At 30.5% G+C, this 21,817-nt stretch carries 25 protein-coding genes and 1 tRNA gene; 19 read left to right on the top strand and 7 right to left on the bottom strand.

The genetic code is table 11. The features are described 5' to 3' along the window. Window positions 1–20: 20 nt before the first annotated feature. The gene (locus AC2D6T_RS03525; protein ID WP_484680471.1) at window positions 21–893 is read right to left on the bottom strand and encodes a mechanosensitive ion channel family protein; all 873 of its coding nucleotides are present in this window, start codon (window positions 891–893) and stop codon (window positions 21–23) included. Window positions 894–1,306: 413 nt separating this feature from the next. On the opposite strand from AC2D6T_RS03525, the gene AC2D6T_RS03520 reads away from it, so the two are divergent. The 9 genes from AC2D6T_RS03520 to AC2D6T_RS03480 all read left to right on the top strand — a co-directional run bounded on the left by AC2D6T_RS03520 (window position 1,307) and on the right by AC2D6T_RS03480 (window position 9,844). Continuing rightward, window positions 1,307–1,765: a MarR family winged helix-turn-helix transcriptional regulator gene (locus tag AC2D6T_RS03520; protein ID WP_298948691.1), complete on the top strand. Its 459-nt coding sequence runs from the start codon at window positions 1,307–1,309 to the stop codon at window positions 1,763–1,765. 11 nt (window positions 1,766–1,776) lie between these two features. Further along, entirely contained in the window at window positions 1,777–4,182 is a 2,406-nt protein-coding gene (locus AC2D6T_RS03515; protein ID WP_438988970.1) for a 3-hydroxyacyl-CoA dehydrogenase/enoyl-CoA hydratase family protein, read from the top strand. Window positions 4,183–4,293: 111 nt separating this feature from the next. Next, window positions 4,294–4,650 (top strand): four helix bundle protein, encoded by a 357-nt coding sequence (locus AC2D6T_RS03510; RefSeq protein ID WP_484680470.1) that lies wholly within the window; start codon window positions 4,294–4,296, stop codon window positions 4,648–4,650. Window positions 4,651–4,677: 27 nt separating this feature from the next. After that, window positions 4,678–5,871 (top strand): acetyl-CoA C-acyltransferase, encoded by a 1,194-nt coding sequence (locus AC2D6T_RS03505; protein WP_484680469.1) that lies wholly within the window; start codon window positions 4,678–4,680, stop codon window positions 5,869–5,871. A 38-nt stretch (window positions 5,872–5,909) separates the two neighbouring features. Beyond that, a complete protein-coding gene (locus tag AC2D6T_RS03500; protein ID WP_484680468.1) occupies window positions 5,910–6,272 on the top strand; it encodes a four helix bundle protein in 363 nt (120 codons plus the stop codon). A 50-nt stretch (window positions 6,273–6,322) separates the two neighbouring features. Next, window positions 6,323–8,119 carry an acyl-CoA dehydrogenase family protein gene (locus AC2D6T_RS03495; RefSeq protein ID WP_484680467.1) on the top strand — a complete coding sequence of 599 codons (1,797 nt, stop codon included), beginning with the start codon at window positions 6,323–6,325 and terminating at the stop codon, window positions 8,117–8,119. 137 nt (window positions 8,120–8,256) lie between these two features. Then, entirely contained in the window at window positions 8,257–8,469 is a 213-nt protein-coding gene (locus AC2D6T_RS03490) for a hypothetical protein (RefSeq protein ID WP_484680466.1), read from the top strand. Window positions 8,470–8,600: 131 nt separating this feature from the next. After that, a complete protein-coding gene (locus AC2D6T_RS03485) occupies window positions 8,601–9,152 on the top strand; it encodes a hypothetical protein (protein ID WP_484680465.1) in 552 nt (183 codons plus the stop codon). 245 nt (window positions 9,153–9,397) lie between these two features. After that, a complete protein-coding gene (locus AC2D6T_RS03480; protein ID WP_484680464.1) occupies window positions 9,398–9,844 on the top strand; it encodes a KTSC domain-containing protein in 447 nt (148 codons plus the stop codon). 115 nt (window positions 9,845–9,959) lie between these two features. Here the strand turns inward: AC2D6T_RS03480 and trxB are convergent, their stop codons facing one another. Next, a complete protein-coding gene (gene trxB, locus AC2D6T_RS03475) occupies window positions 9,960–10,907 on the bottom strand; it encodes a thioredoxin-disulfide reductase (protein WP_484680463.1) in 948 nt (315 codons plus the stop codon). A gap of 125 nt (window positions 10,908–11,032) precedes the next feature. Further along, entirely contained in the window at window positions 11,033–11,245 is a 213-nt protein-coding gene (locus AC2D6T_RS03470) for a hypothetical protein (RefSeq protein WP_298948675.1), read from the bottom strand. Window positions 11,246–11,484: 239 nt separating this feature from the next. Here AC2D6T_RS03470 and AC2D6T_RS03465 point away from each other — a divergent pair. Beyond that, window positions 11,485–11,559 (top strand) — tRNA-Pro (locus AC2D6T_RS03465). 357 nt (window positions 11,560–11,916) lie between these two features. On the opposite strand, the gene AC2D6T_RS03460 is transcribed toward AC2D6T_RS03465, so the two are convergent. Genes AC2D6T_RS03460 through AC2D6T_RS03450 form a run of 3 tightly spaced genes read right to left on the bottom strand, consistent with a single transcriptional unit; the run spans window position 11,917 to window position 14,519 of the window. Beyond that, window positions 11,917–12,162, bottom strand: coding sequence for a hypothetical protein (locus AC2D6T_RS03460; RefSeq protein ID WP_484680462.1), 246 nt, complete (start codon window positions 12,160–12,162; stop codon window positions 11,917–11,919). 50 nt (window positions 12,163–12,212) lie between these two features. Further along, window positions 12,213–13,874, bottom strand: a complete 1,662-nt coding sequence (locus AC2D6T_RS03455) for a SulP family inorganic anion transporter (RefSeq protein WP_484680461.1) — start codon at window positions 13,872–13,874, stop codon at window positions 12,213–12,215. Window positions 13,875–13,922: 48 nt separating this feature from the next. Beyond that, the gene (locus tag AC2D6T_RS03450; protein WP_438988848.1) at window positions 13,923–14,519 is read right to left on the bottom strand and encodes an NUDIX hydrolase; all 597 of its coding nucleotides are present in this window, start codon (window positions 14,517–14,519) and stop codon (window positions 13,923–13,925) included. Window positions 14,520–14,526: 7 nt separating this feature from the next. On the opposite strand from AC2D6T_RS03450, the gene pyrE reads away from it, so the two are divergent. Both pyrE and AC2D6T_RS03440 read left to right on the top strand, forming a co-directional pair. Then, window positions 14,527–15,168 (top strand): orotate phosphoribosyltransferase, encoded by a 642-nt coding sequence (gene pyrE, locus AC2D6T_RS03445; RefSeq protein WP_484680460.1) that lies wholly within the window; start codon window positions 14,527–14,529, stop codon window positions 15,166–15,168. An 11-nt stretch (window positions 15,169–15,179) separates the two neighbouring features. Next, entirely contained in the window at window positions 15,180–15,569 is a 390-nt protein-coding gene (locus AC2D6T_RS03440) for an SRPBCC family protein (RefSeq protein ID WP_484680459.1), read from the top strand. Here AC2D6T_RS03440 and AC2D6T_RS03435 read toward each other — a convergent pair. After that, window positions 15,566–16,297, bottom strand: coding sequence for a biotin--[acetyl-CoA-carboxylase] ligase (locus tag AC2D6T_RS03435; RefSeq protein WP_438988851.1), 732 nt, complete (start codon window positions 16,295–16,297; stop codon window positions 15,566–15,568). The two genes, AC2D6T_RS03440 and AC2D6T_RS03435, sit on opposite strands and share 4 nt — an antisense overlap. 87 nt (window positions 16,298–16,384) lie before the next feature. Between AC2D6T_RS03435 and rsfS the strand changes: the two genes are divergently transcribed. From rsfS to AC2D6T_RS03400, 7 genes are read left to right on the top strand one after another with little or no spacing between them, the layout of a single operon-like run. After that, a complete protein-coding gene (rsfS, locus tag AC2D6T_RS03430) occupies window positions 16,385–16,753 on the top strand; it encodes a ribosome silencing factor (protein ID WP_298948664.1) in 369 nt (122 codons plus the stop codon). Between the two features lie 15 nt (window positions 16,754–16,768). Then, window positions 16,769–18,754: an ATP-dependent zinc metalloprotease FtsH gene (gene ftsH / locus AC2D6T_RS03425; protein ID WP_484680458.1), complete on the top strand. Its 1,986-nt coding sequence runs from the start codon at window positions 16,769–16,771 to the stop codon at window positions 18,752–18,754. A 22-nt stretch (window positions 18,755–18,776) separates the two neighbouring features. Beyond that, window positions 18,777–19,361, top strand: coding sequence for a hypothetical protein (locus AC2D6T_RS03420; protein WP_484680457.1), 585 nt, complete (start codon window positions 18,777–18,779; stop codon window positions 19,359–19,361). Between the two features lies 1 nt (window position 19,362). Further along, complete coding sequence (locus tag AC2D6T_RS03415; RefSeq protein WP_484680456.1) at window positions 19,363–20,157, top strand: phosphatidate cytidylyltransferase; 795 nt, start codon at window positions 19,363–19,365, stop codon at window positions 20,155–20,157. Between the two features lie 2 nt (window positions 20,158–20,159). Beyond that, window positions 20,160–20,816, top strand: coding sequence for a phosphatidylserine decarboxylase family protein (locus tag AC2D6T_RS03410; protein ID WP_484680455.1), 657 nt, complete (start codon window positions 20,160–20,162; stop codon window positions 20,814–20,816). Between the two features lie 2 nt (window positions 20,817–20,818). Beyond that, window positions 20,819–21,082, top strand: coding sequence for an acyl-CoA-binding protein (locus AC2D6T_RS03405; protein ID WP_484680454.1), 264 nt, complete (start codon window positions 20,819–20,821; stop codon window positions 21,080–21,082). 8 nt (window positions 21,083–21,090) lie between these two features. Further along, entirely contained in the window at window positions 21,091–21,702 is a 612-nt protein-coding gene (locus AC2D6T_RS03400; protein ID WP_484680453.1) for a YceI family protein, read from the top strand. The last annotated feature ends 115 nt before the right edge of the window (window positions 21,703–21,817 follow it).

The raw sequence follows: 21,817 nt of genomic DNA, 5'->3' as shown, positions 1-21,817 counted from the left end.
TTTTATATTTAAATGTGTTTTTAAGCTTTTGACACTTTATTAAAGAAATGCACATCTCTTTGTGGAAAAGGAATTGTAATTCCATTTTCTCTAAATACTTTATCTATTTCAAAACGTAAATCGCTTTGCACAAATCTTGCTTCAAAACTGTTATTTAAAGAAAAAACCAATCTAAAATTTAAAGAACTGTCTGCAAAATCTGTAAACAAAACAATTGGTTCTGATATTTTTAAAATTTTATCGTGTTTTTTTGCGACTTCTATTAATAATTTTTTCACCAAAGCGACATCACTTCCATAGGCAACACCCACATTTACAACTTCTCTTGTTTCTGTGCCATTCTCTGTCCAATTAAACAAAATATTTGTAAGATATAAGTGGTTTGGAATTACCAAAACCTTGTTATCTATAGTAACCGCTCTTGTGGTTCTTAGCCTAATATCTAAAACCCTACCTACTTTTCCTTCTAACTCAATAATATCTCCTACATGCACAGATTGATCTACCAAAATAAAAATTCCAGAAATAATATCTTGAAATAAGGTTTGTAATGCCAAACCAACACCAATTAGTAATGCGGCTGATGCTGCAAAAACTGCAGTAACATTAACACCAGAGGTGTGCATACCTATTAAAAAAATAACTAAAAACACAAACCACCTTATGTAGCTAAAAACGGTTACAAATTTTTGCTTATCGTTTACAGGTAATTTTTTTGTTAGAAATTTTCTAACAAATTTTAGAATTACAGAGGTTAAAATTAAAGCAATAGCAATAAGAAGGAGCCCTTTTACAGAAATACTAATCTCTTTTGTAAAAGTAAAAGTATAATCTAAAACAGCGTTTGCTTCTTCTACAATAGTATCTTTAACATAGTTCATTTTATCTTGCATGTATGAGTCTTTTAACCGTTTGTATAAATCTTTGGATGTTAGTTTTTTAACATAGTTTAAATACCAACTCTATTTTTTTTGCTACCAACCAAACCATAAACACAAAAGTTGCTAAAAAAAATATCGAAATTAATAGTCCGTAAACACTTTCTTTAAATATATGAATAAAAACGTCTTTTAACGCTGCAAAATCTCCATACTTTTTATAACATTATTTATTTCTTATAAGTTACTCATTTTTATTTTTTGAGATAGTTGATCTAAGCAAACTATACAAACTTACATATTTATATGTACTTGAAACAATTTTATAGAGACTTAAAAGATTAAAAATTTTGTTAAATTTACTATGCATGCATAACTTTTTTGCAATTTATTATGCATGCATAATAAATTTTTATATATTTGATGGAATGAATAAAGATAAAACTATAGATCATCAATTAAGAGCAACATGGCAAGCTGTTGCTAAGATGTATAATGAGCAGGCTTTGGCACATAACAGTACAATGGCTACTGCTTTTGTATTATTAAATATAGATAAAGAAAAAGGCACACCTTCTACATCTTTAGGACCTTTAATGGGTATGGAGCCCACAAGTCTTTCTAGAATTCTAAAAAACATGGAAGATAAAGGAGCTATTTCTAGAGAAAAAAATCCAGAAGATGGTAGAAGTGTCATTATAAAATTAACAGATTATGGTAGAGAAATGCGAAAGATTTCTAAAGGCCACGTAATTCAGTTTAACGAAACAATTATTAATAATGTTTCAGAAAAAGATCTAGAAGGTTTTTTTAATGTAACATCCACTATTAATAACTTAATTTCAGGAAAAAAAATTTTTACTGATCTTAATAAAAAAGCGGTTTAAAAAATAAACAAATGACTAGAAGAATTAAAAAAGTAGCAATTATTGGTTCTGGAATTATGGGAAGTGGGATTGCCTGTCATTTTGCAAATATTGGCGTAGAAGTTCTACTGTTGGATATTATTCCAAGAGAATTAAGCGACAAGGAAAAAGCAAAAGAACTCACCTTAGAAGACAAAGTTGTAAGAAATCGTCTGGTAAATGACGCGCTAACTGCTTCCCTAAAATCCAAACCATCACCAATTTACAATCAAAAATTTGCAAACAGAATTAGCACTGGTAATTTAGAAGACGATATTGCAAAAGTTGCAGATGCAGATTGGATTATAGAAGTGGTGGTGGAAAGGCTAGACATCAAAAAAACAGTTTTTGAAAAATTAGAAAAATACAGAACTCCTGGTACTATTATTTCTTCTAACACCTCTGGTATTCCTATTCAATTTATGAATGAAGGAAGAAGTGAAGATTTTCAGAAACACTTTGCTGTAACACACTTTTTTAATCCTCCAAGATATTTAAAACTTTTTGAAGTAGTACCTGGACCAGGTTGTAAACAAGAGGTTACAGATTTCTTAATGATGTATGGTGAAAAGTTTTTAGGAAAAACATCGGTTTTAGCTAAAGACACGCCTGCTTTTATTGGAAATAGAATTGGAATTTTTGGAATTCAATCTCTTTTCCATCAAGTAAAAGAATTAGGTTTAACTGTTGAAGAAGTAGATAAATTAACGGGGCCAGTTATTGGTCGTCCAAAATCTGCAACTTTTAGAACTGTAGACGTGGTTGGTTTAGATACATTGGTACACGTTGCTAATGGTATTTATGAAAACTGTCCAGATGATGAAGCACATGAATTGTTTAAACTGCCAGATTTCATCAATACAATGATGGAAAATAAATGGTTAGGTAGCAAAACAAGACAAGGCTTTTACAAAAAAATTAAAAATGATGCTGGTAAAAGTGAAATTCTAACTTTAGATTTAGATACGATGGAATATCGTTCTAAAAAACGTGCAAAATTTGCCACATTAGAACTAACAAAAACCATAGACAAACCCATCGACCGTTTTAAAATTCTAGTAGGTGGTAAAGACAAAGCTGGTAAATTCTATAGAAAGAACTTTGCAGCAATGTTTGCCTATGTGCAAAATAGAATTCCAGAAATTTCTGATGAATTATATAAAATTGATGACGCCATGAAAGCTGGTTTTGGGTGGGAAAATGGGCCATTTGAAATTTGGGATGCTGTGGGTGTAGAAAAAGGTATCGAATTAATGAAAGCAGAAGGTGCAGAACCTGCAACTTGGGTAACAGAAATGTTAGCAAGTGGTTCAAAATCTTTCTATTCTGTAAAAGAAGGTGCTACTTATTATTATGATATTCCTTCGAAATCTCAAACAAAAAAACCAGGTCAAGATGGTTTTATCATCTTAGATAATATTAGAAAATCGAACGAGGTTTTTAAAAATTCTGGAGTAGTTATAGAAGACATAGGAGATGGAATTTTAAATGTAGAATTCCAATCTAAAATGAATACGATTGGCGGTGATGTTTTAGCAGGAATCAATAAAGGAATTGATTTGGCAGAAAAAGATTTTCAAGGATTGGTTGTTGGTAACCAAGCAGCAAACTTTTCTGTTGGTGCCAATATTGGTATGATTTTTATGATGGCAGTAGAGCAAGAATATGATGAGTTAAATTATGCCATTAAATATTTCCAAGACACAATGATGCGTATGCGTTATTCATCAATACCAACAATTTCTGCTCCTCATGGAATGGCTTTAGGTGGTGGTTGCGAAATTTCTTTACACGCAGATAAAGTGGTTGCGGCAGCAGAAACCTATATGGGTCTAGTAGAATTTGGCGTTGGTGTAATTCCTGGCGGTGGTGGCTCTAAAGAAATGGCATTAAGAGCATCAGATTCTTTTAATAAAGGCGATGTTGAGCTAAATATATTACAAGAAAACTTTTTAACTATTGGGATGGCAAAAGTATCTACCTCTGGTTACGAAGCGTTCGATTTGGGATTATTGCAAAAAGGAAAAGATGCAATTGTTGTTAATAAAGACAGACAAATTGCAACCGCAAAAGCACATGCAAAATTAATGGCAGAAAGTGGGTATACACAACCTGTAAAACGTAAAGATGTAAAAGTATTAGGTAAACAAGCCTTAGGCATGTTCTTAGTTGGTACAGATTCTATGGAACATTCTAAATACATTTCAGAACACGACCAAAAAATAGCCAATAAATTAGCATACGTAATGGCTGGTGGCGATTTATCTGAACCTACACTGGTTTCTGAACAGTATTTATTAGACATTGAAAGAGAAGCATTTTTATCATTATGTACAGAACGTAAAACCTTAGAACGTATTCAGCATATGTTAAAAACTGGTAAACCATTAAGAAACTAAATAAAAGAGTATAAAGTAGAGAGAATTAAGTACTAAGACTCTTATAAAGAATAAATAGTTAAATCTTAAGATCTTAATACTTAATACTAACAATCTTAATACCTAAATAGAATGCACAGATTTGAAGAATTGATAATATGGCAAAAAGCGATGGACATTACTGAAAAATGTTACATAGCTACCGAAAATTTTCCTAAGGAAGAAAAATACGGTTTAACGTCACAAGTTAGAAGAAGTTCTGTGTCAATTCCTTCAAATATTTCAGAAGGAGCAGGTAGAAATACAAATGGAGAATTTAGACATTTTTTAGGAATTGCGAATGGTTCTTCTTATGAATTATTAACACAATTATATTTATTAAAAAGATTAAATTTAATTAATGAAGAAAATGTAAGACCTATTATAAATGAAGTACTTGAAGTTACGAGAATGAATTTTTCTCTTCAAAAATCACTTACTAAGTCTTAATTCTTAATACTAAAATCTTAATACATTATGAGCAAACAAGCTTACATAGTAAAAGCATACAGAACTGCAGTTGGTAAAGCTCCAAAAGGTGTTTTTCGCTTTAAACGTGCAGATGAGTTGGGGGCAGAAACCATTCAACATATGATGAAAGAATTACCCAATTTAGACGTAAAACGTATAGATGATGTAATTGTTGGAAACGCAATGCCAGAAGGTTCTCAAGGATTAAATATGGCTCGTTTTATTTCTTTAATAGGATTAAATTCTGTAGATGTTCCTGGAGTAACTGTAAACCGTTTTTGTTCTTCTGGGTTGGAAACAATTGCCATGGCCGCTGCTAAAATTAATGCAGGAATGGCAAGTTGTATCATTGCAGGTGGTGCAGAAAGCATGAGCTCTGTGCCAATGACAGGTTTTAAACCAGAATTAAACTACGACACCATTAAAGACGGCCATGCAGATTATTACTGGGGAATGGGAAATACTGCAGAAGCAGTTGCTAATCAATTTAAAGTTTCTAGAGAAGACCAAGATGAATTTGCCTATAACTCTCACATGAAAGCCTTAAAAGCACAGGTAGAAAACCGTTTTCAAGATCAAATTGTACCTATTGAAGTAGAACAAACTTACTTAGATGAAAATGGCAAAAAAACAATTAAAAAATATACAGTTACAAAAGATGAAGGCCCAAGAGCTGGAACATCTACAGCTGTTTTAAATAAATTAAGACCTGTTTTTGCTGCTAATGGAAGTGTAACTGCAGGAAATTCATCACAAATGAGTGATGGCGCTGCTTTTGTAATGGTGATGAGCGAAGAAATGGTAAAAGAATTAAATATAGAACCTATTGCAAGAGTTGTAAATTATGCTGCTGCTGGTGTAGAACCTAGAATTATGGGTATTGGTCCTGTAGCTGCAATTCCAAAAGCTTTAAAACAGGCTGGTTTGCAACAAAAAGATATTGAGTTAATAGAATTAAATGAAGCTTTTGCATCACAATCTTTAGCTGTTATGCGTAAATTAGATTTAAATCAAGACATTGTAAATGTAAATGGTGGGGCAATTGCATTAGGACATCCTTTAGGTTGTACAGGTGCAAAACTATCTGTGCAATTATTTGATGAAATGCGCAAACGCACTATGAAAAATAAATACGGAATGGTAACAATGTGTGTAGGAACTGGACAAGGTGCAGCAGGTATATTTGAGTTTCTCTCTTAATTAAAAGAATATAGAAAAAAGAGAAAAGAAGAAAGAAAATGTGCGCTAAACAAAGACATAATTATAAAAATTTGAAGATTTGGAAACTCGGATTAGAGATAACAAATGATATTTCAGATATTTTATTAAATTTCCCTAAGCACGAAAGGTATGATTTAAGTTCACAAATAAGTAGATGTTCTGTGTCAATGCCAAGTAATATTGCTGAAGGTTCTTCTAGAACTGACAAATCTTTTAAATATTACCTTGATATTTCTCTTGGCTCTTCCTTTGAATTAGGCACACAATTATTAGTTACAAATTATAGAAAATATATTAATAACGAAGAATTAAAAAAAATAGAAGATAAAATAGAAGAATTTCAAAGAATGACAATGGGCTTTCAAAATGGCCTACAATAAAGGTCTTTTTTCTATTTTCTTTCTTCTAAAATCTAAAAAAAAAAATAAAAATGGCAGAACTATTAAGAGGTGGACAGTTTTTAGTAAAAGAAACTAACTGCGAAAATGTATTTACTCCAGAAGATTTTACTGAGGAGCAACAAATGATGAAAGAAGCTGTAACGGAATTTAATGACAGAGAAATTATTCCGCATAAAAATAGGTTTGAAGCAAAAGATTATGCTCTTACTGAAGAAGTAATGCGTAAAGCTGGTGAGTTAGGTTTTTTAGGTGTTGCTGTACCAGAACAATACGGTGGTTTAGGTATGGGCTTTGTTTCTACATTATTAACTTGTGATTATATTTCTAGTGGAACTGGCTCTTTTAGTACCGCTTTTGGTGCGCATACAGGAATTGGAACAATGCCAATTACCTTGTATGGCACAGAAGAACAAAAACAAAAATATGTACCCAAATTAGCTACTGGAAAGTGGTTTGGAGCTTATTGTTTAACAGAACCTGGTGCAGGATCTGATGCAAATTCTGGGAAAACAACTGCAGAACTTTCTGCTGATGGAAAATCGTATAAAATTAATGGACAAAAAATGTGGATTTCTAATGCAGGTTTTTGTCGATTAATGATTGTTTTTGCAAGAATAGAAAATGATAAAAATATTACTGGTTTTATTGTAGAATATGATAAAAACAACCCTAACGGAATTACATTAGGTGAAGAAGAACACAAATTAGGTATTAGAGCATCCTCTACAAGACAAGTATTTTTTAACGATACGATTGTACCTGCAGAAAACATGTTAGCAGGTCGTGGAGAAGGTTTTAAAATTGCCATGAACGCCTTAAATGTAGGACGTATAAAATTAGCAGGGGCTTGCTTAGACTCACAAAGAAGAATTGTTTCTCATGCTGTTAATTATGCTAACGAGCGTAAACAATTTAAAACCCCTATTGCAGATTTTGGCGCAATTAAAGTAAAGTTAGCAGAAATGGCAACCAATACATATGTTGGTGAGTCTGCAACTTATAGAGCATCAAAAGATATCGAAGATAGAATTGCTTTAAGAGTAAAAGCTGGTAATAGCCATCAAGAAGCAGAATTAAAAGGTGTAGAAGAATATGCCATAGAATGCTCTATTTTAAAAGTAGCTGTTTCAGAAGATGTACAAAATTGTGCAGACGAAGGAATTCAGATTTTTGGTGGTATGGGCTTTTCTGAAGAAACACCCATGGAAGCTGCTTGGAGAGATGCAAGAATTGCACGTATTTATGAAGGCACAAACGAAATTAATAGAATGCTTTGCGTAGGAATGTTGGTTAAAAAAGCAATGAAAGGTCATGTAGATTTATTAGGTCCTGCAACTGCTGTTGCAGATGAACTAATGGGCATACCATCTTTTGATACACCAGATTATTCTGAATTGTTTGCAGAAGAAAAAGAAATAATTGCAAAATTAAAGAAAACATTTTTAATGGTTGCTGGGTCTGCAATTCAAAAATTTGGAACAGAATTAGAACAACACCAACAATTATTAATTGCAGCTGCAGACATTTTAATAGAAATTTATATGGCAGAATCTGCAATTTTAAGAACTGAGAAAAACGCGAAACGTTTTGGAGAGGATTCTCAATCTATACAAATTGCAATGTCTAAATTATACTTATATCATGCAGTAGATAAAATTGAAGAAAAAGGTAAAGAAAGTATTATTTCTTTTGCTGAAGGTGATGAGCAACGCATGTTATTAATGGGCTTAAAGCGTTTTACTAAATATACTAACTATCCAGATATTGTAGATTTACGTAATGAAATTGCAGAAAAAGTAAAAGCAGAAAACAAATATTGCTTTTAATAAAAATATGTAAAAACTTCTTAAAAATACGTTTTTAAGAATTAGTTGTTTGTTTAAAAAAGCCCCTCTTAATTGAGGGTCTTTTTTTATATAATTATGTAAATTCGTAATAAAATAAAGTTAAAATAAAAACTACTATGAAAAAAGCCATCCCAATAATTACCAGTTTATTATTTATATTTTGTTCTCTTGTTGATGGCAAAAAACGGTTACAAATACAAACCAAAAACTTAAACCCACTAAAAAACATCCTAAGTTTAGTGAATATTGGTATGCAGGTAAAGCAGAAATTACTTCTTACAAACTTACTCAAAACAGGTATGGAGAACTCCATCAAGGTACTGCTGTAAATATTTTTGTTACCGAAGATTTTTTACCAGAAAAACAAGTAAAAGCAGATAATCAAAACAAAAAAAATATTCCTGTTTTAAAACTGAATAGTACTAAAAAATTTACGACAGGTATTTATCCTTATTCGTTAATGACAAGCATCTTTACTCCTATTGATATCAATAAAAAAACGATTAAAATTTCATTTTCATCACAAGAATGGTGTGGTAATACTTTTATGCAATTAAACAATAGAGAAAAATTTAAAATTGATTTCTTTTCTTATTTTGAAAGTAATGCAGATAGAAAAGTTTCATTAGAAAAAAATGCATTAGAAAACGAACTTTGGAATCAATTAAGAATAAACCCAAAAAGCATTGCAAAAGGGAAGTATAAAGTAATTCCTTCTTTTGAATATCTGGCTCTAAACCATCAAAAAATAAAAGCGTATGATGCTGAAGTTAATTTAATCGAAAAAGGAGAATTTATAAATTTTTCTGTGCATTATCCAACATTAAAAAGAAAACTGACTATTAAATTGACTAAAGATTTTCCATATACAATTGAAAGTTGGGAAGAAATAACAACCAATAGAGGAAAGACTTTGACTACTAAAGCAGAAAAAATAAATACCATAAAATCTGCTTATTGGACTAAAAATGGTGCAACAGATACTAAAGAAAGAAAAGAATTGAGGTTATAATTTTATAAAATTTACAATGGTTCAGATAACGATGCTTCTATTATTGTAAAAACGACCACAAACTTACAAATACATTTCCAACAATTATACATAGAAGCTGTAAAATTCATTATAAAAGCTATAGAAAAATACCACGCCGTTTTAGAATCGTTTTTTTTCTTATTAAAGAAAGGAAATAAAACATGAAAGAAACAGTTAATCACTTTTTTTATCAATACTTTTGCACGCAATTTTTAAATTTAAAAATGAAACGCATAAAAGAATATAAAAAACTATTTAAGATTGATGGTACTATCAATTTAAAAGAGTTAAAAACTACTTATAGAAGTTTGGTTAAAAAATATCATCCTGATAAATTTTTAGACGAAGACAAAAAGCTAGAAGCAGAAGAAATTAGTACAAAAATTATTGATGGTTATCACTTTTTAGTTAGTATTGCTCCAGAAACTAAAGAAGCAAATTTAGACGCTTACAAAAAAACAATTACCGAGTTTCAAGTTGCAGATTGGCGCCACAAAAGCATGTTACTAGAAGTTACTTTTACAGATGGTAATACCTATGAGTATTTTGGAGTCAATAAAATTTTGTTTGGTAAATTTATCAATGCTAAATCGGTGAACAACTTTGGAAAACGTAACATTTTTAACAAGTTTACGTACAGAAAATCGATGAAAGCAGCTGTAAACGCTTAATTATCTGTCCATTTAGAAAATAAAACTATTTTAGATTCCTGCCTTTGCAGGAATGACAACAAAAAAAAGAGATTACAAACTGGTAATCTCTTTTTTTATCAATTTATTGTAGAAACTATTCTAAAGCTCCTAAGTAACGTTCTGCATCTAAAGCAGCCATACAACCTGTACCTGCAGCAGTTACTGCTTGTCTGTATTCTTTATCTTGTATATCTCCAGCAGCAAAAACACCCGGTAAATTTGTTTTGGTTGTTTTGCCTTTGGTAATTAAATAACCTGTTTCATCCATATCTAAAAAACCTTTAAATAAATCTGAATTCGGTTTATGTCCAATAGCAATAAACACACCTGTTACAGGTATTTCATGCTTTTCTTTGGTTTGATTATGTATTGCTCTTACACCTGTAACCACATTATCACCTAAAACCTCATCTATTTCTGTGTTATACAACACTTCTATATTTTCTGTTTTATTAACTCTGTGTTGCATAGCTTTAGAGGCTCTCATATAATCTTTACGAACCAACATCGTTACTTTGCTACAAATATTTGCTAAATAGGTAGCTTCTTCTGCAGCAGTGTCTCCTGCTCCAACAACCACTACATCTTGTCCTTTATAGAAAAAACCATCGCAAGTTGCACATGCAGAAACACCTCCACCAATTAAACGTTGTTCACTTTCTATTCCTAAATATTTTGCTGTAGCTCCTGTAGATATAATTACAGTTTGGGCTTCTATGTGTTTAGATTCATCCACAATTATTTTATGAACTCCGCCAACTTTATCACTCAAATCTACTTTGGTAACCATTCCAAAACGAACTTCTGTACCAAAACGCTCTGCTTGATGTTTTAAATCTTCCATCATTGCAGGTCCATCCGTACCATCTTTATAACCAGGAAAATTATCTACCTCTGTAGTAGTGGTTAATTGTCCACCCATTTGCATACCTGTGTACATTACAGGTTTCATATCTGCTCTAGCTGCATAAATTGCTGCAGTATAACCTGCAGGACCAGAACCAATAATTAAACATTTAATTTTTTCGATATTTTCTGACATAATTTGATTTGAAAAATTTAGATAACAAAACTATATTTTTAGATTTATTTATCACATATTTTTATATGAATAATTATAATTAGTTAATAACAAAAATTTATAGATTGTTTATATTTTAATAGTACTTACTTTTTAGAAACGGATTCCACCTCTTTTTCTGAAATCATTTTATTATTTGTATTTCCCCAAGAATTGGTCCTATAACTCATAACATCTGCAACTTCATTTGCATACAAACCTAAATAAGTCGTCATACCTTTATATGTAACACCGTTTACTATTATTTTACCAATTAAACCATATTTAATAGCTTTTATACTTGCAATGAAAATCCCCAAGACATACCCATATATGGAACAATAATTTCGTAATTTTTATTATTTGATTCTTGAGAAAAACAAAAAGCAAATAGCATTAAAAAACTAAATAGTACAAAATATTTTTTTTTATTTTCACCTTTAATTATTTTAATAAAATTAACACAAAATATAAATATTATTCTATATTTGCAGTCCTAAAATTGATGACTTTTTGGATTTGTAATTTTACACTTTTTAAAATTACAAATTTACATTTTCGGGGTGTAGCGTAGCCCGGTCATCGCGCCTCGTTTGGGACGAGGAGGTCGCAGGTTCGAATCCTGCCACCCCGACAACTTTAAGTATTAAACTAGAACAAAACCTTGGTAATCTTACGATTAACGAGGTTTTGAAGTTTTTAAGCAGTCATAAAATTTGATTGAATTTAAATAAATAAGTAACTTATATGGTTACCTAAATATTAAAATCAAAAAAAGTAACCGAATTGTATTGATTTTAAAATAGTTAACTATGAACAAACGATTACTAGAAATTTTTAAGATGAAAAAAACAAAACTTTTGCTACTGGCTTTTATTGGCTTGTGTAGTTTTCAAATGAAAAACCATGTAGGAGTTGAGCTAACTCCATAACGCTCTCCTAACTAAACACTCGATAAACTTTTACTACTTGTAGTCATTTCAAAGATCTTTCAAAAGGCTTTTTGTAAACCAAATTTAACTTTATAAAAGGGCGTATTTACTGTTGCACTTTCTATATGATGACAGGCATAACAATGATATCTAAATGCCTTTTTCAAACAGCCTTTTTTGATTTCACATTTGCTATATTTAAAACCATCTTGCCATTTATATTTTGCCAAATATTCCTTATATTTATGATCATTTGGTAATTCTTTTACAAAGTTTAGTAGATTCTTACCTTCAAATTGTTCCATATCTCTTGTTTTAAAAGAAAAAAGATACGGAATATATTATTAGTAAATCTCTAAAACTTATATTCACCCAAAGGTTTTGGAAACTTTTCTGGATTTGCTACTAAGTGATAACGAGGGTCATCAATATCTTCTTCTATTATATCTTTGAAAATCGGTGAGGCTTTGTATAATAACACTTTACAGTCTTCACTTAAATGCTTTAAAGTTATTTTTTTACCTGCTGCTTGGTATTTTTCTACCAAAGCAAAAATGGCTTCTATTGCAGAATGATCAGAAATACGTGACTCTACAAAATCTATTTCTACAGTATCTGGGTCGTTTTTAACGTCAAATTTTTCGTTAAAAGCACTAATACTTCCAAAAAATAAAGGGCCCCAAATTTCGTAAATTTTAGTACCATCGTCTTTAAAACGTTTTCTTGCTCTAATTTTCTTTGCATTTTCCCAAGCAAAAGCTAAAGCAGAAATAATAACTCCTACAAAAACAGCAATAGCTAAATCGAAAATTACAGTAACTGCAGAAACAATTACAAGTACAAACGCATCTGACTTTGGTATTTTCTTTAAAATTCTAAAACTAGACCAAGCAAAAGTTTCTATCACCATCATAAACATAACTCCAACCAAAGCAGCAATAGGTACTTGTTCTATCAATTTATCTGTAAAAAGTATAAAAGTTAGTAAGGTAAGTGCCATCATAATACCCGATAAACGCCCACGTCCACCAGCATTGATATTAATAACTGTTTGTCCTATCATACCACAACCTCCTGTACCACCAAAAAGACCACTTAAAATATTTCCTGCTCCTTGTGCAACACATTCTCTATTTCCATTTCCTCTAGTTTCTGTTAATTCATCTACTAAATTCATCGTCATTAAAGACTCTATCAAACCAACAGATGCTGCTAAAAAAGCATATGGCAATATAAATGTAAGCGTATCTAAATTAAAAGGTAAATTTTGCCAAAGCTCTGTATTTGGTGTTGGAAACTCTCCTTTTAAACCTGTTCCTCCACCTTCTATAATGTAAGAACCGACTGTAGAAACATCTAAACCTGAAATTACCACAAGAAAAGTTGTAATTAAAATAGCCGTTAAAGAGACTGGCAATTTCTTTGTTATTTTAGGCAATACCCAAATAATTGCCATGGTTAAGGCAACCAAACCAAGCATTATGTAAAGCTCTGTACCCGTCATAAAACTACTTACATATTCTTTTACACCATCTGCAGAAACTTGTAAAGATTTATGTGAAAACATTTTTACTTGTGCCCAAAAAATAACAATGGCTAATCCGTTTACAAATCCCATCATTACAGAATGTGGTATTAAACGTACAAATTTTCCTATTTTAAAAACTCCTGCAAATATTTGAATTATCCCCATTAAAATAACACAAGCTAATAAATAGAAATAACCCATATTATCAATAGGTATATCAAACAACATTCCTTTGGTATGACCTTCAGAAATCATAGTTACAAAAATTACAGCTACAGCACCAGCTGCGCCAGAAATAAGTCCTGGTCTACCCCCAAAAATAGACGTAATTAACCCTATAATAAAAGCTCCTGACAATGCCACTAAAGGATCTATTTGCGCTACAAAAGCAAAGGCTACCACTTCTGGTATCATTGCTAAAGAAACTGTGATTCCTGCAAGAACATCATCTTTTGCATTCGGAGTAATTTTTTTAATAAATTCAGTCATTTTGCGCCTATTTTAAAGTCGGCAAAGATACTAGGTTTTTTTAGAAAATCACATTTTCAAGTAAGTATCGTAAACCAATTTTATGTTTTCGTAGGTATTCTTAAAAGCTTCTTTAAGATCTGCTTCATTTTTAAATACAACTTGGGTGATACCTTCTTCTAATTGCGGAGTTAATGTTCCTTTAAAATCAGAAGTCATTAAAAACCAAAAAGTTTCTTTTAACTTTAAACCATCCTGATAATAGGTGTGATAAGTTGTTGTAATCGGTTTTACAAGTGATAAGTTTGCAATACCACACTCCTCTTCCACCTCTCTAATCGCGGCATTTTCGATAGTTTCCCCTTTTTCTATTCTGCCTTTTGGTAAATCCCAAACACTATTTCTAAAAATAAAAAGCACTTCTTTTTTAGGGTTTACAACCAAAGCACCAGCAGCAGAAATAACATCAAAAGAATTTATAAAAAATTGCCAACCAACAGCTAAATCTGGAGTGTATAAATTAATACCATCAACATTCTCATTAATTAATTTATAAATAATCTCTTCCTTTACAGTATTTTTTAAAAGATATAGGGGAAAATTATTCTCATTTTTTTGAGAAGATGTTACGATTATTGGCTTATCATTTACAAAAACTTTATACATTTGCGATATGATTTTAAACAAAGATACGTCAAAAAAAACAGCCGAACTTTTATTGCAAATAAAAGCGATAAAGTTAAACCCAAACGATCCATTTCATTGGGCATCAGGTTGGAAATCGCCAATTTATTGTGATAATAGAGTAACGCTTTCATATCCTCCAGTTCGTGTTTTCTTAAAACAAGAAATTGCAAAAATTGTAGAGAATAAGTATGGTAAACCCGATGTTATTGCAGGTGTTGCAACAGGTGCAATTGCTATTGGTATTTTAGTGGCTCAAGAATTAGGTGTTCCTTTTATTTATGTAAGGCCAGAGCCTAAAAAGCATGGTAGAAAAAACCAAATTGAAGGACATTTAGAGAAAGGCCAAAATGTGGTGGTTATAGAAGATTTAATTAGCACAGGTAAAAGTAGTTTAAATGCAGTAGAAGCTTTAAAAGAAAGTGATGCTGTTGTAAAAGGTATGGTTGCTATTTTTTCTTATGGTTTTGATATTGCTAACGAAAACTTTAAAGAAAAAAATGTTGAGCTTACCACTTTAAGCAATTACGAAAACTTATTAGAACAAGCTTTAGACAGTAATTATATTTCTGAAAAAGAACTAATTACACTACAAGAATGGAGATCAAATCCAAGTATTTGGAAACAATAAAAGGTAAATAAATGAACATAGAAGGAACAAATGTAACTGTAGAAAAATCGCAAGAAGAATTGTTTAATTTTTTTTCTGATTTAAATAATTTCGAGAAAATTATGCCAGAAAACATCAATAAATTTGAAGTTGATGGAGATTCTTTTTTATTTGGTTTGCCTGGTATGCCAGAAATTAGATTAGTTTTAAAAGAAAAAACACCATTTTCTAATATTACATTAGGTGCTGCAAGCAGTAAATTACCATTTACATTGGCTGCAAATATTGCTAAAATTGAAGAAACTAAAAGCAAAGTTTCTTTACATTTTAATGGAGATTTTAACCCAATGATGGCAATGATGATTAAAAAGCCATTAACTAAATTTGTAGATACATTATCAGAAAATATAGGAAACCTTTAAACCATAGCAATCTCTTTGATTCCGAATTCTACCATAGATTCGTTTTCTAGTTCTACTTGAAGTTTACCATCGTTAGAAATACCTCTAATGATTCCCATAAACAAAACATCTTTACTATCTTTAAACATAGTTGGGATGTTTTTTTTGTATAATACATTTAAGTAATTTGTTTCTAAACTTTTAAAATCTTGCTTTTCTAATTGTTTAATTTTTAGCTTTAACTTAACAGTGATTTTTTTTAGTAAAACATCTAAATCAAAAAATTTACCAGAAATATTACTTAAAGAAGAAACATTTTGTAAGCTTTTAGAAAATAATTTTTGATTCACATTTAAACCAATTCCTATTACAGAAGAATTAATTTTTGTTCCTTTTATATTATTTTCTATTAAAATTCCACATATTTTTTGCTTTCCTGACAGAATGTCGTTAGGCCATTTTATCGCAATATTTTTAATTTTTTGTTCTTTTAAAACCTCAAAAACAGCTAAAGAAACAGCAAAATTTAAATATTTTTTGTCTAAAAAATTAAAATCAGCAAACTTTACAAAGACGCTAAAAGTCAAGTTTTTAAAAGGTTCAGAAACCCATTTAGCGTATTGTTGCCCCCTACCATTTAATTGATTTTCGGTTTGTACCACCGTAAAATTTTCTAAGACAGAATCTTTTGCCATTTCTTTTAAAAAAGAATTGGTAGAAGCAATGGCATTAAGTTTGATTATTTTCAACTGTTAAATAAAGTGTAAAGTAGTTCAAAATTAGGCAAAATAGTCGCAAAAAAATAATAACTTTGCGTTTAAATTAGAAAAAAGTTAATGACAAAAAAACAAGTAAGCACAGACGATTTAATCGCTGTTATCATTCAAGGTATTGAAGAAGTTAAAGGAGAAAACATTCAATTACTAGACTTACGAGAAATAGAAAATACTGTGTGCGATTATTTTATTATCTGTACAGGGAACTCAAACACACAAGTAAACGCAATTTCTGGCTCAGTACAAAAAACAGTTAGCAAACATATTAAGGACAAACCTTGGCACGTAGAAGGAGAAGGTATTGCAGAATGGGTTTTAATGGATTACGTAAATGTAGTTGTTCATGTTTTTCAGAAACATGTTAGAGACTTTTACGACCTAGAAAGCCTTTGGGGTGATGCAAAAATCACAGAAATTAAACCTGCTTAAATTTTAGACAAAATAATGAAAGATTCTAATAAAGACAACAAAACAAATTCGCCAAAATTTAAGTTTAATTCATACTGGATTTATGGTGCCATTTTCTTACTAATTATAAGTTTTCAGTTTTTTAGTAGTGGAGATTTAGCCTCTAAAAGTATCTCTAAAAACGAGTTTAATGACGTATTAGAGGAAAACGATATTTCTAAAATTGTCGTGATTAATAAAAATATTGCTCAAATTTTTATAAAAGATGAAGCTCTAAAAAAAACTAAATACCAAAAATTAATCAATTCTGCTTTTTATAGAAAAGGTTCATCTTTATACGAGTACAATTTTGGTGATTTACAAAATTTTGAAAATGATTTAGAACAAGCCAAAAAAGAAAACGACTTAACATTCGACTTGAAAAATGAAAGCAGAACAAGTATGTTAGATACTTTAATAGGCTTTTTACCATTTATTATTTTAATTGCAATATGGTTGTTTTTTATGCGAAGAATGTCTGGTGGTGGTGCTGGATCTGGTGGTGGAGGACAAATTTTTAGCATCGGAAAATCAAAAGCAAAATTATTTGACAAAGACACAAAAGTAAAAACTACATTCGAGAATGTTGCAGGTTTAGAAGGTGCAAAAGAAGAAGTACAAGAAATTGTAGATTTTCTTAAAAACCCAGAAAAATATACTTCTTTAGGTGGTAAAATTCCTAAAGGCGCCTTATTAGTAGGACCTCCAGGAACTGGTAAAACATTACTTGCAAAAGCAGTTGCTGGTGAAGCAGAAGTACCATTTTTCTCTTTATCTGGATCAGATTTTGTAGAAATGTTTGTAGGTGTGGGTGCATCTAGAGTGAGAGATTTATTTAAACAAGCTGCCCAAAAATCGCCTTCTATTATTTTTATTGATGAAATTGATGCCATTGGTAGAGCTCGTGGTAAAAATAGTATGACAGGTGGTAACGACGAACGCGAAAACACACTGAATCAACTACTTACAGAGATGGATGGTTTTGGTACAGATACCAACGTAATTGTAATTGCAGCAACTAACAGAGCAGATGTTTTAGACAGCGCTTTAATGAGAGCAGGGCGTTTTGACAGACAGATTTATGTAGACCTACCAAACATTAATGAGCGTCAAGCAATTTTTGAAGTACATATTAAACCTTTAAAACTTGCAGATGATGTAAACTTAGAGTTTTTAGCACAACAAACACCTGGTTTTTCAGGTGCTGATATTGCGAATATGTGTAATGAAGCTGCTTTAATTGCAGCTAGAAATAGTAAAAAAGCAATACATCATCAAGATTTCTTAGATGCTGTAGATAGAATTGTTGGTGGTTTAGAAAAGAAAAACAAAGTAATTACACCAAAAGAGAAAAAAGTAATTGCTTTTCATGAAGCGGGTCATGCAACTGTAAGCTGGATGCTAGAACATGCAGCCCCCTTAGTGAAAGTAACTATTGTACCAAGAGGACAATCTTTAGGCGCAGCTTGGTATTTACCTGCAGAGAGGTTAATAGTACAAACAGAACAAATGTTAGATGAAATGTGTGCTACTTTAGGAGGAAGAGCTGCTGAAAAAATCATCTTTGATAAAATATCTACAGGCGCTTTAAGCGATTTAGAAAAAATAACCAAGCAAGCCAGAGCAATGGTAACTGTGTATGGTTTAAATGACGAAGTTGGTAACATAACCTATTACGATTCTTCTGGAAATGATGCCTTTGTTAAACCTTATAGTGATGATACTGCCAAAAAAATTGATGAAGAAATTTCTAAAATGATAGAAACCCAATATGCAAGAGCTATCAAACTATTAACAGATAATAAAGAAAAATTAACTATACTTGCAGAGTTGCTTCTAGAAAAAGAAGTTATCTTTAAAAACGATTTAGAAAAAATATTTGGTAAAAGACCTTTTGAAGCTTTGGATGTAGCAATAAAAGACCCAAAAAAAATTGAAGCAGAAATAAATATTCCCCCAGTAACAGAAAGCACTGAAGAATAATTATAAAATCTTTAATTATATAATGAACTTTTTTAAAAAACTATTTAACACATCTAATAAGGAAGATAAAGAAATTCAAAAACAGGAAGTAGATTTATCTTTAGACGATTTATTTGTACACAATTTTATTGAAAAGGGTGGCAAGTTCTTATATTGTCTTAAAAAAGAAGAAATAAAACAAAACCTTAGTTATATATTATCAGAAAATAACTGGAAAAATGCCCTTGTAACTAACAAAGAATTAAATACTTTTTTGGACGAAAAAGAAGTTTTGTTAGATACAGAGTTAAAAAAAAACATTCCGTTTTTTACAACTTGCGAGCATTTAATTGCAGATAATGGCGATATACTTTTTTCATCTAATCAATTAAAAAGCACAAAGCTATCTGAATTATCAGAAAACTTTATTGTCTATGCAACTACTAGCCAATTGGTTAAAAATACAGGCGAAGGTTTAACAGGTATTAAAACCAACTACAAAGGGGCAATACCTACTAATATATCATCAATAAAAAATTACGAAATCAATAAAAATGATGATAATTTTCTAAACTACGGTAACAGTAACACAAAAAACTTATATTTGCTGCTATTAGAAGATTTATAATATGCGCAACCTTTTAAGAAGGAGTTTTTCTGGAATTATTTACGTTTTAATTTTTGTTTCTGCTATTCTTTTTTCTAAAGAATCTTACATAGCTTTAGTAAGCATATTTGGTGTACTTTGTATTTGGGAGCTTTCTAAATTAATACAATTTAAAAGCATAATTGCATATATATTTTTCGGTCTCACTTTATTTTTAATGATTAAAAGACCTACAAGCTATGCTATTACAGGCATCCTTACCATCAACATTTTATCCTCATTATATTTAATTTACCAGTTATTTGCAAAAGAAGAAATTACGTATTCTACCGATAGGCAAAAACTAGGTTTAACTATTAGATACCTAATTTTTTCATTTTGTTTTTTAATATTATTACCTTTTAAAAATCAAAATTACACACCTTATTTAATGATATCGATATTAGTACTTATTTGGGTGAATGATAGTTTTGCTTTTTTAGTGGGTAAAAACTTTGGTAAGAAAAAACTGTTTGTTTCTGTTTCTCCTAAAAAAACACAAGAAGGTTTTTTGGGTGGATTTATCTTTACGCTAGTTGCTGCTTATATTATTAGTACAATAAATAAGGAATACGCTCTGGTAAATTGGCTAATTATAGCATCTATTATTTCTGTAATTGGCACTATAGGAGATTTGATAGAATCTAAGCTTAAAAGACAAGCAAACATAAAAGACAGTGGTAATATTATGCCAGGTCATGGAGGTATTTTAGACAGACTAGATAGTTTGTTGTTTGCTGCTCCATTTGTATATTTGTATATTAACTTTATTATTTAAGTATGATTCGTTTTCATAAAGAAGGATATAAAATTATTGTTATTACTTTTATTTTAGCTATTGTTGCTATTTTGGCAGCAGAAAAATTGATAGAACTAAATTGGGTTACCAAAGCAATACAAGTTTTAATTATTGTACTTTTAATTACTGTTCTTCAATTTTTTAGAAATCCCAAAAGACTTACTTCTTTAAATGATGATACAATAATTGCTCCTGTAGATGGTAAGGTTGTTGTGATAGAAGAAGTAGAAGAACCTGAATATTTTAAAGACAAAAGATTACAAGTTTCTATTTTTATGTCTCCCATAAATGTACACGTTACTAGATATGCAATGAGTGGTATTATTAAATATAGTAAATATCATCCAGGTAAATACTTAGTTGCATGGCATCCAAAAGCATCTACAGAAAACGAAAGAACTACTGTGGTAATTAACAACAAATCTTTTGGAGACGTTTTATATAGGCAAATTGCAGGTGCTCTTGCAAAAAGAATTGTAAACTATGCCAAAGAAGGTGATAAAGCAATACAAGGTGCAGACGCTGGTTTTATAAAATTTGGCTCTAGAGTAGATCTATACCTCCCTTTAGGCACAGAACTAGCTGTAAATTTAGGTGACAAAGTTAAAGGTGGCACACAAGTTATTGCATCAAAATAAGCATGAAATCTGAATTAGATATAGCGTTTAAAGAAGCTTTTGATAAAGTATCAAAATTACAAGAAGCTGTTGCACCAGATGTAATGCTAAAGTTTTATGCTTACTATAAAAAAGCAACCTCTGGTAAAGTATTTTCTTATGATAATAAGTCTAATATTAGAAGTGCATTTAAAGTAAACGCGAGGATGCAGATTAAAGATATGAGCTCTAAAAAAGCAAAAGAAGAGTATATAAAACTAGCAAACACTATTTTAACCAATAAATAAAAGTAATTATGAAAAAAATCATACTATTAGTAGTCGCTATTTCTTTAAGCTTTACGGCATGTAAATCAGAAAAGAAAACAGATTCAGACAACAATAAAACAGAAAGTAACGCTTTATATTCTATAGAAAAAGCAGAAAACGATATTGTTTTTACAGCTTATAAGTTTACAGAAAAAACACCTGTAAAAGGACAATTCAGACAAGTAAATATTACTAGTGGAGGAAAAGGAAACACCATTAAAGAAGCAATAAATAATACAGAATTTTCCATACCTGTAAGTAGTATTTTTACTAAAGATTCAAGTAGAGATTATAAAATACAAAAGTTTTTCTTTGGTGTTATGAAGAATACAAAATTATTATCTGGTAAACTAACTATAGAAAATGATTCTATTGGTGCAGCACTTATTAATATGAACGGTATATCAGAAAAAGTACCATTTTCTTATACAATTGCAAACAATACATTTGTAATGAGTGCAAAAATGGATGTTACAAATTGGAATGCCTTAAATGCACTAGCTTCATTAAATAAAGTTTGTGAAGCATTGCATACTGGATCTGATGGTATTTCTAAAACTTGGAGCGATGTAGCATTAAACATCACTACAAAATTTTAAAAGTATTTTTTATACTAAAATATTAAGCAGTTCGTTTGAAAAGTATTTAAATTGACTCTTTTAACCTTAGTGAATAGGCATTATTTAGTTTACATAAAACAAATTCACTAAAGTT

Source organism: Polaribacter sp. YIW18, from assembly GCF_057219325.1.
Note: the sequence above shows the minus strand (reverse complement) of the source record. Positions and strands in the feature narration are given on the sequence as shown.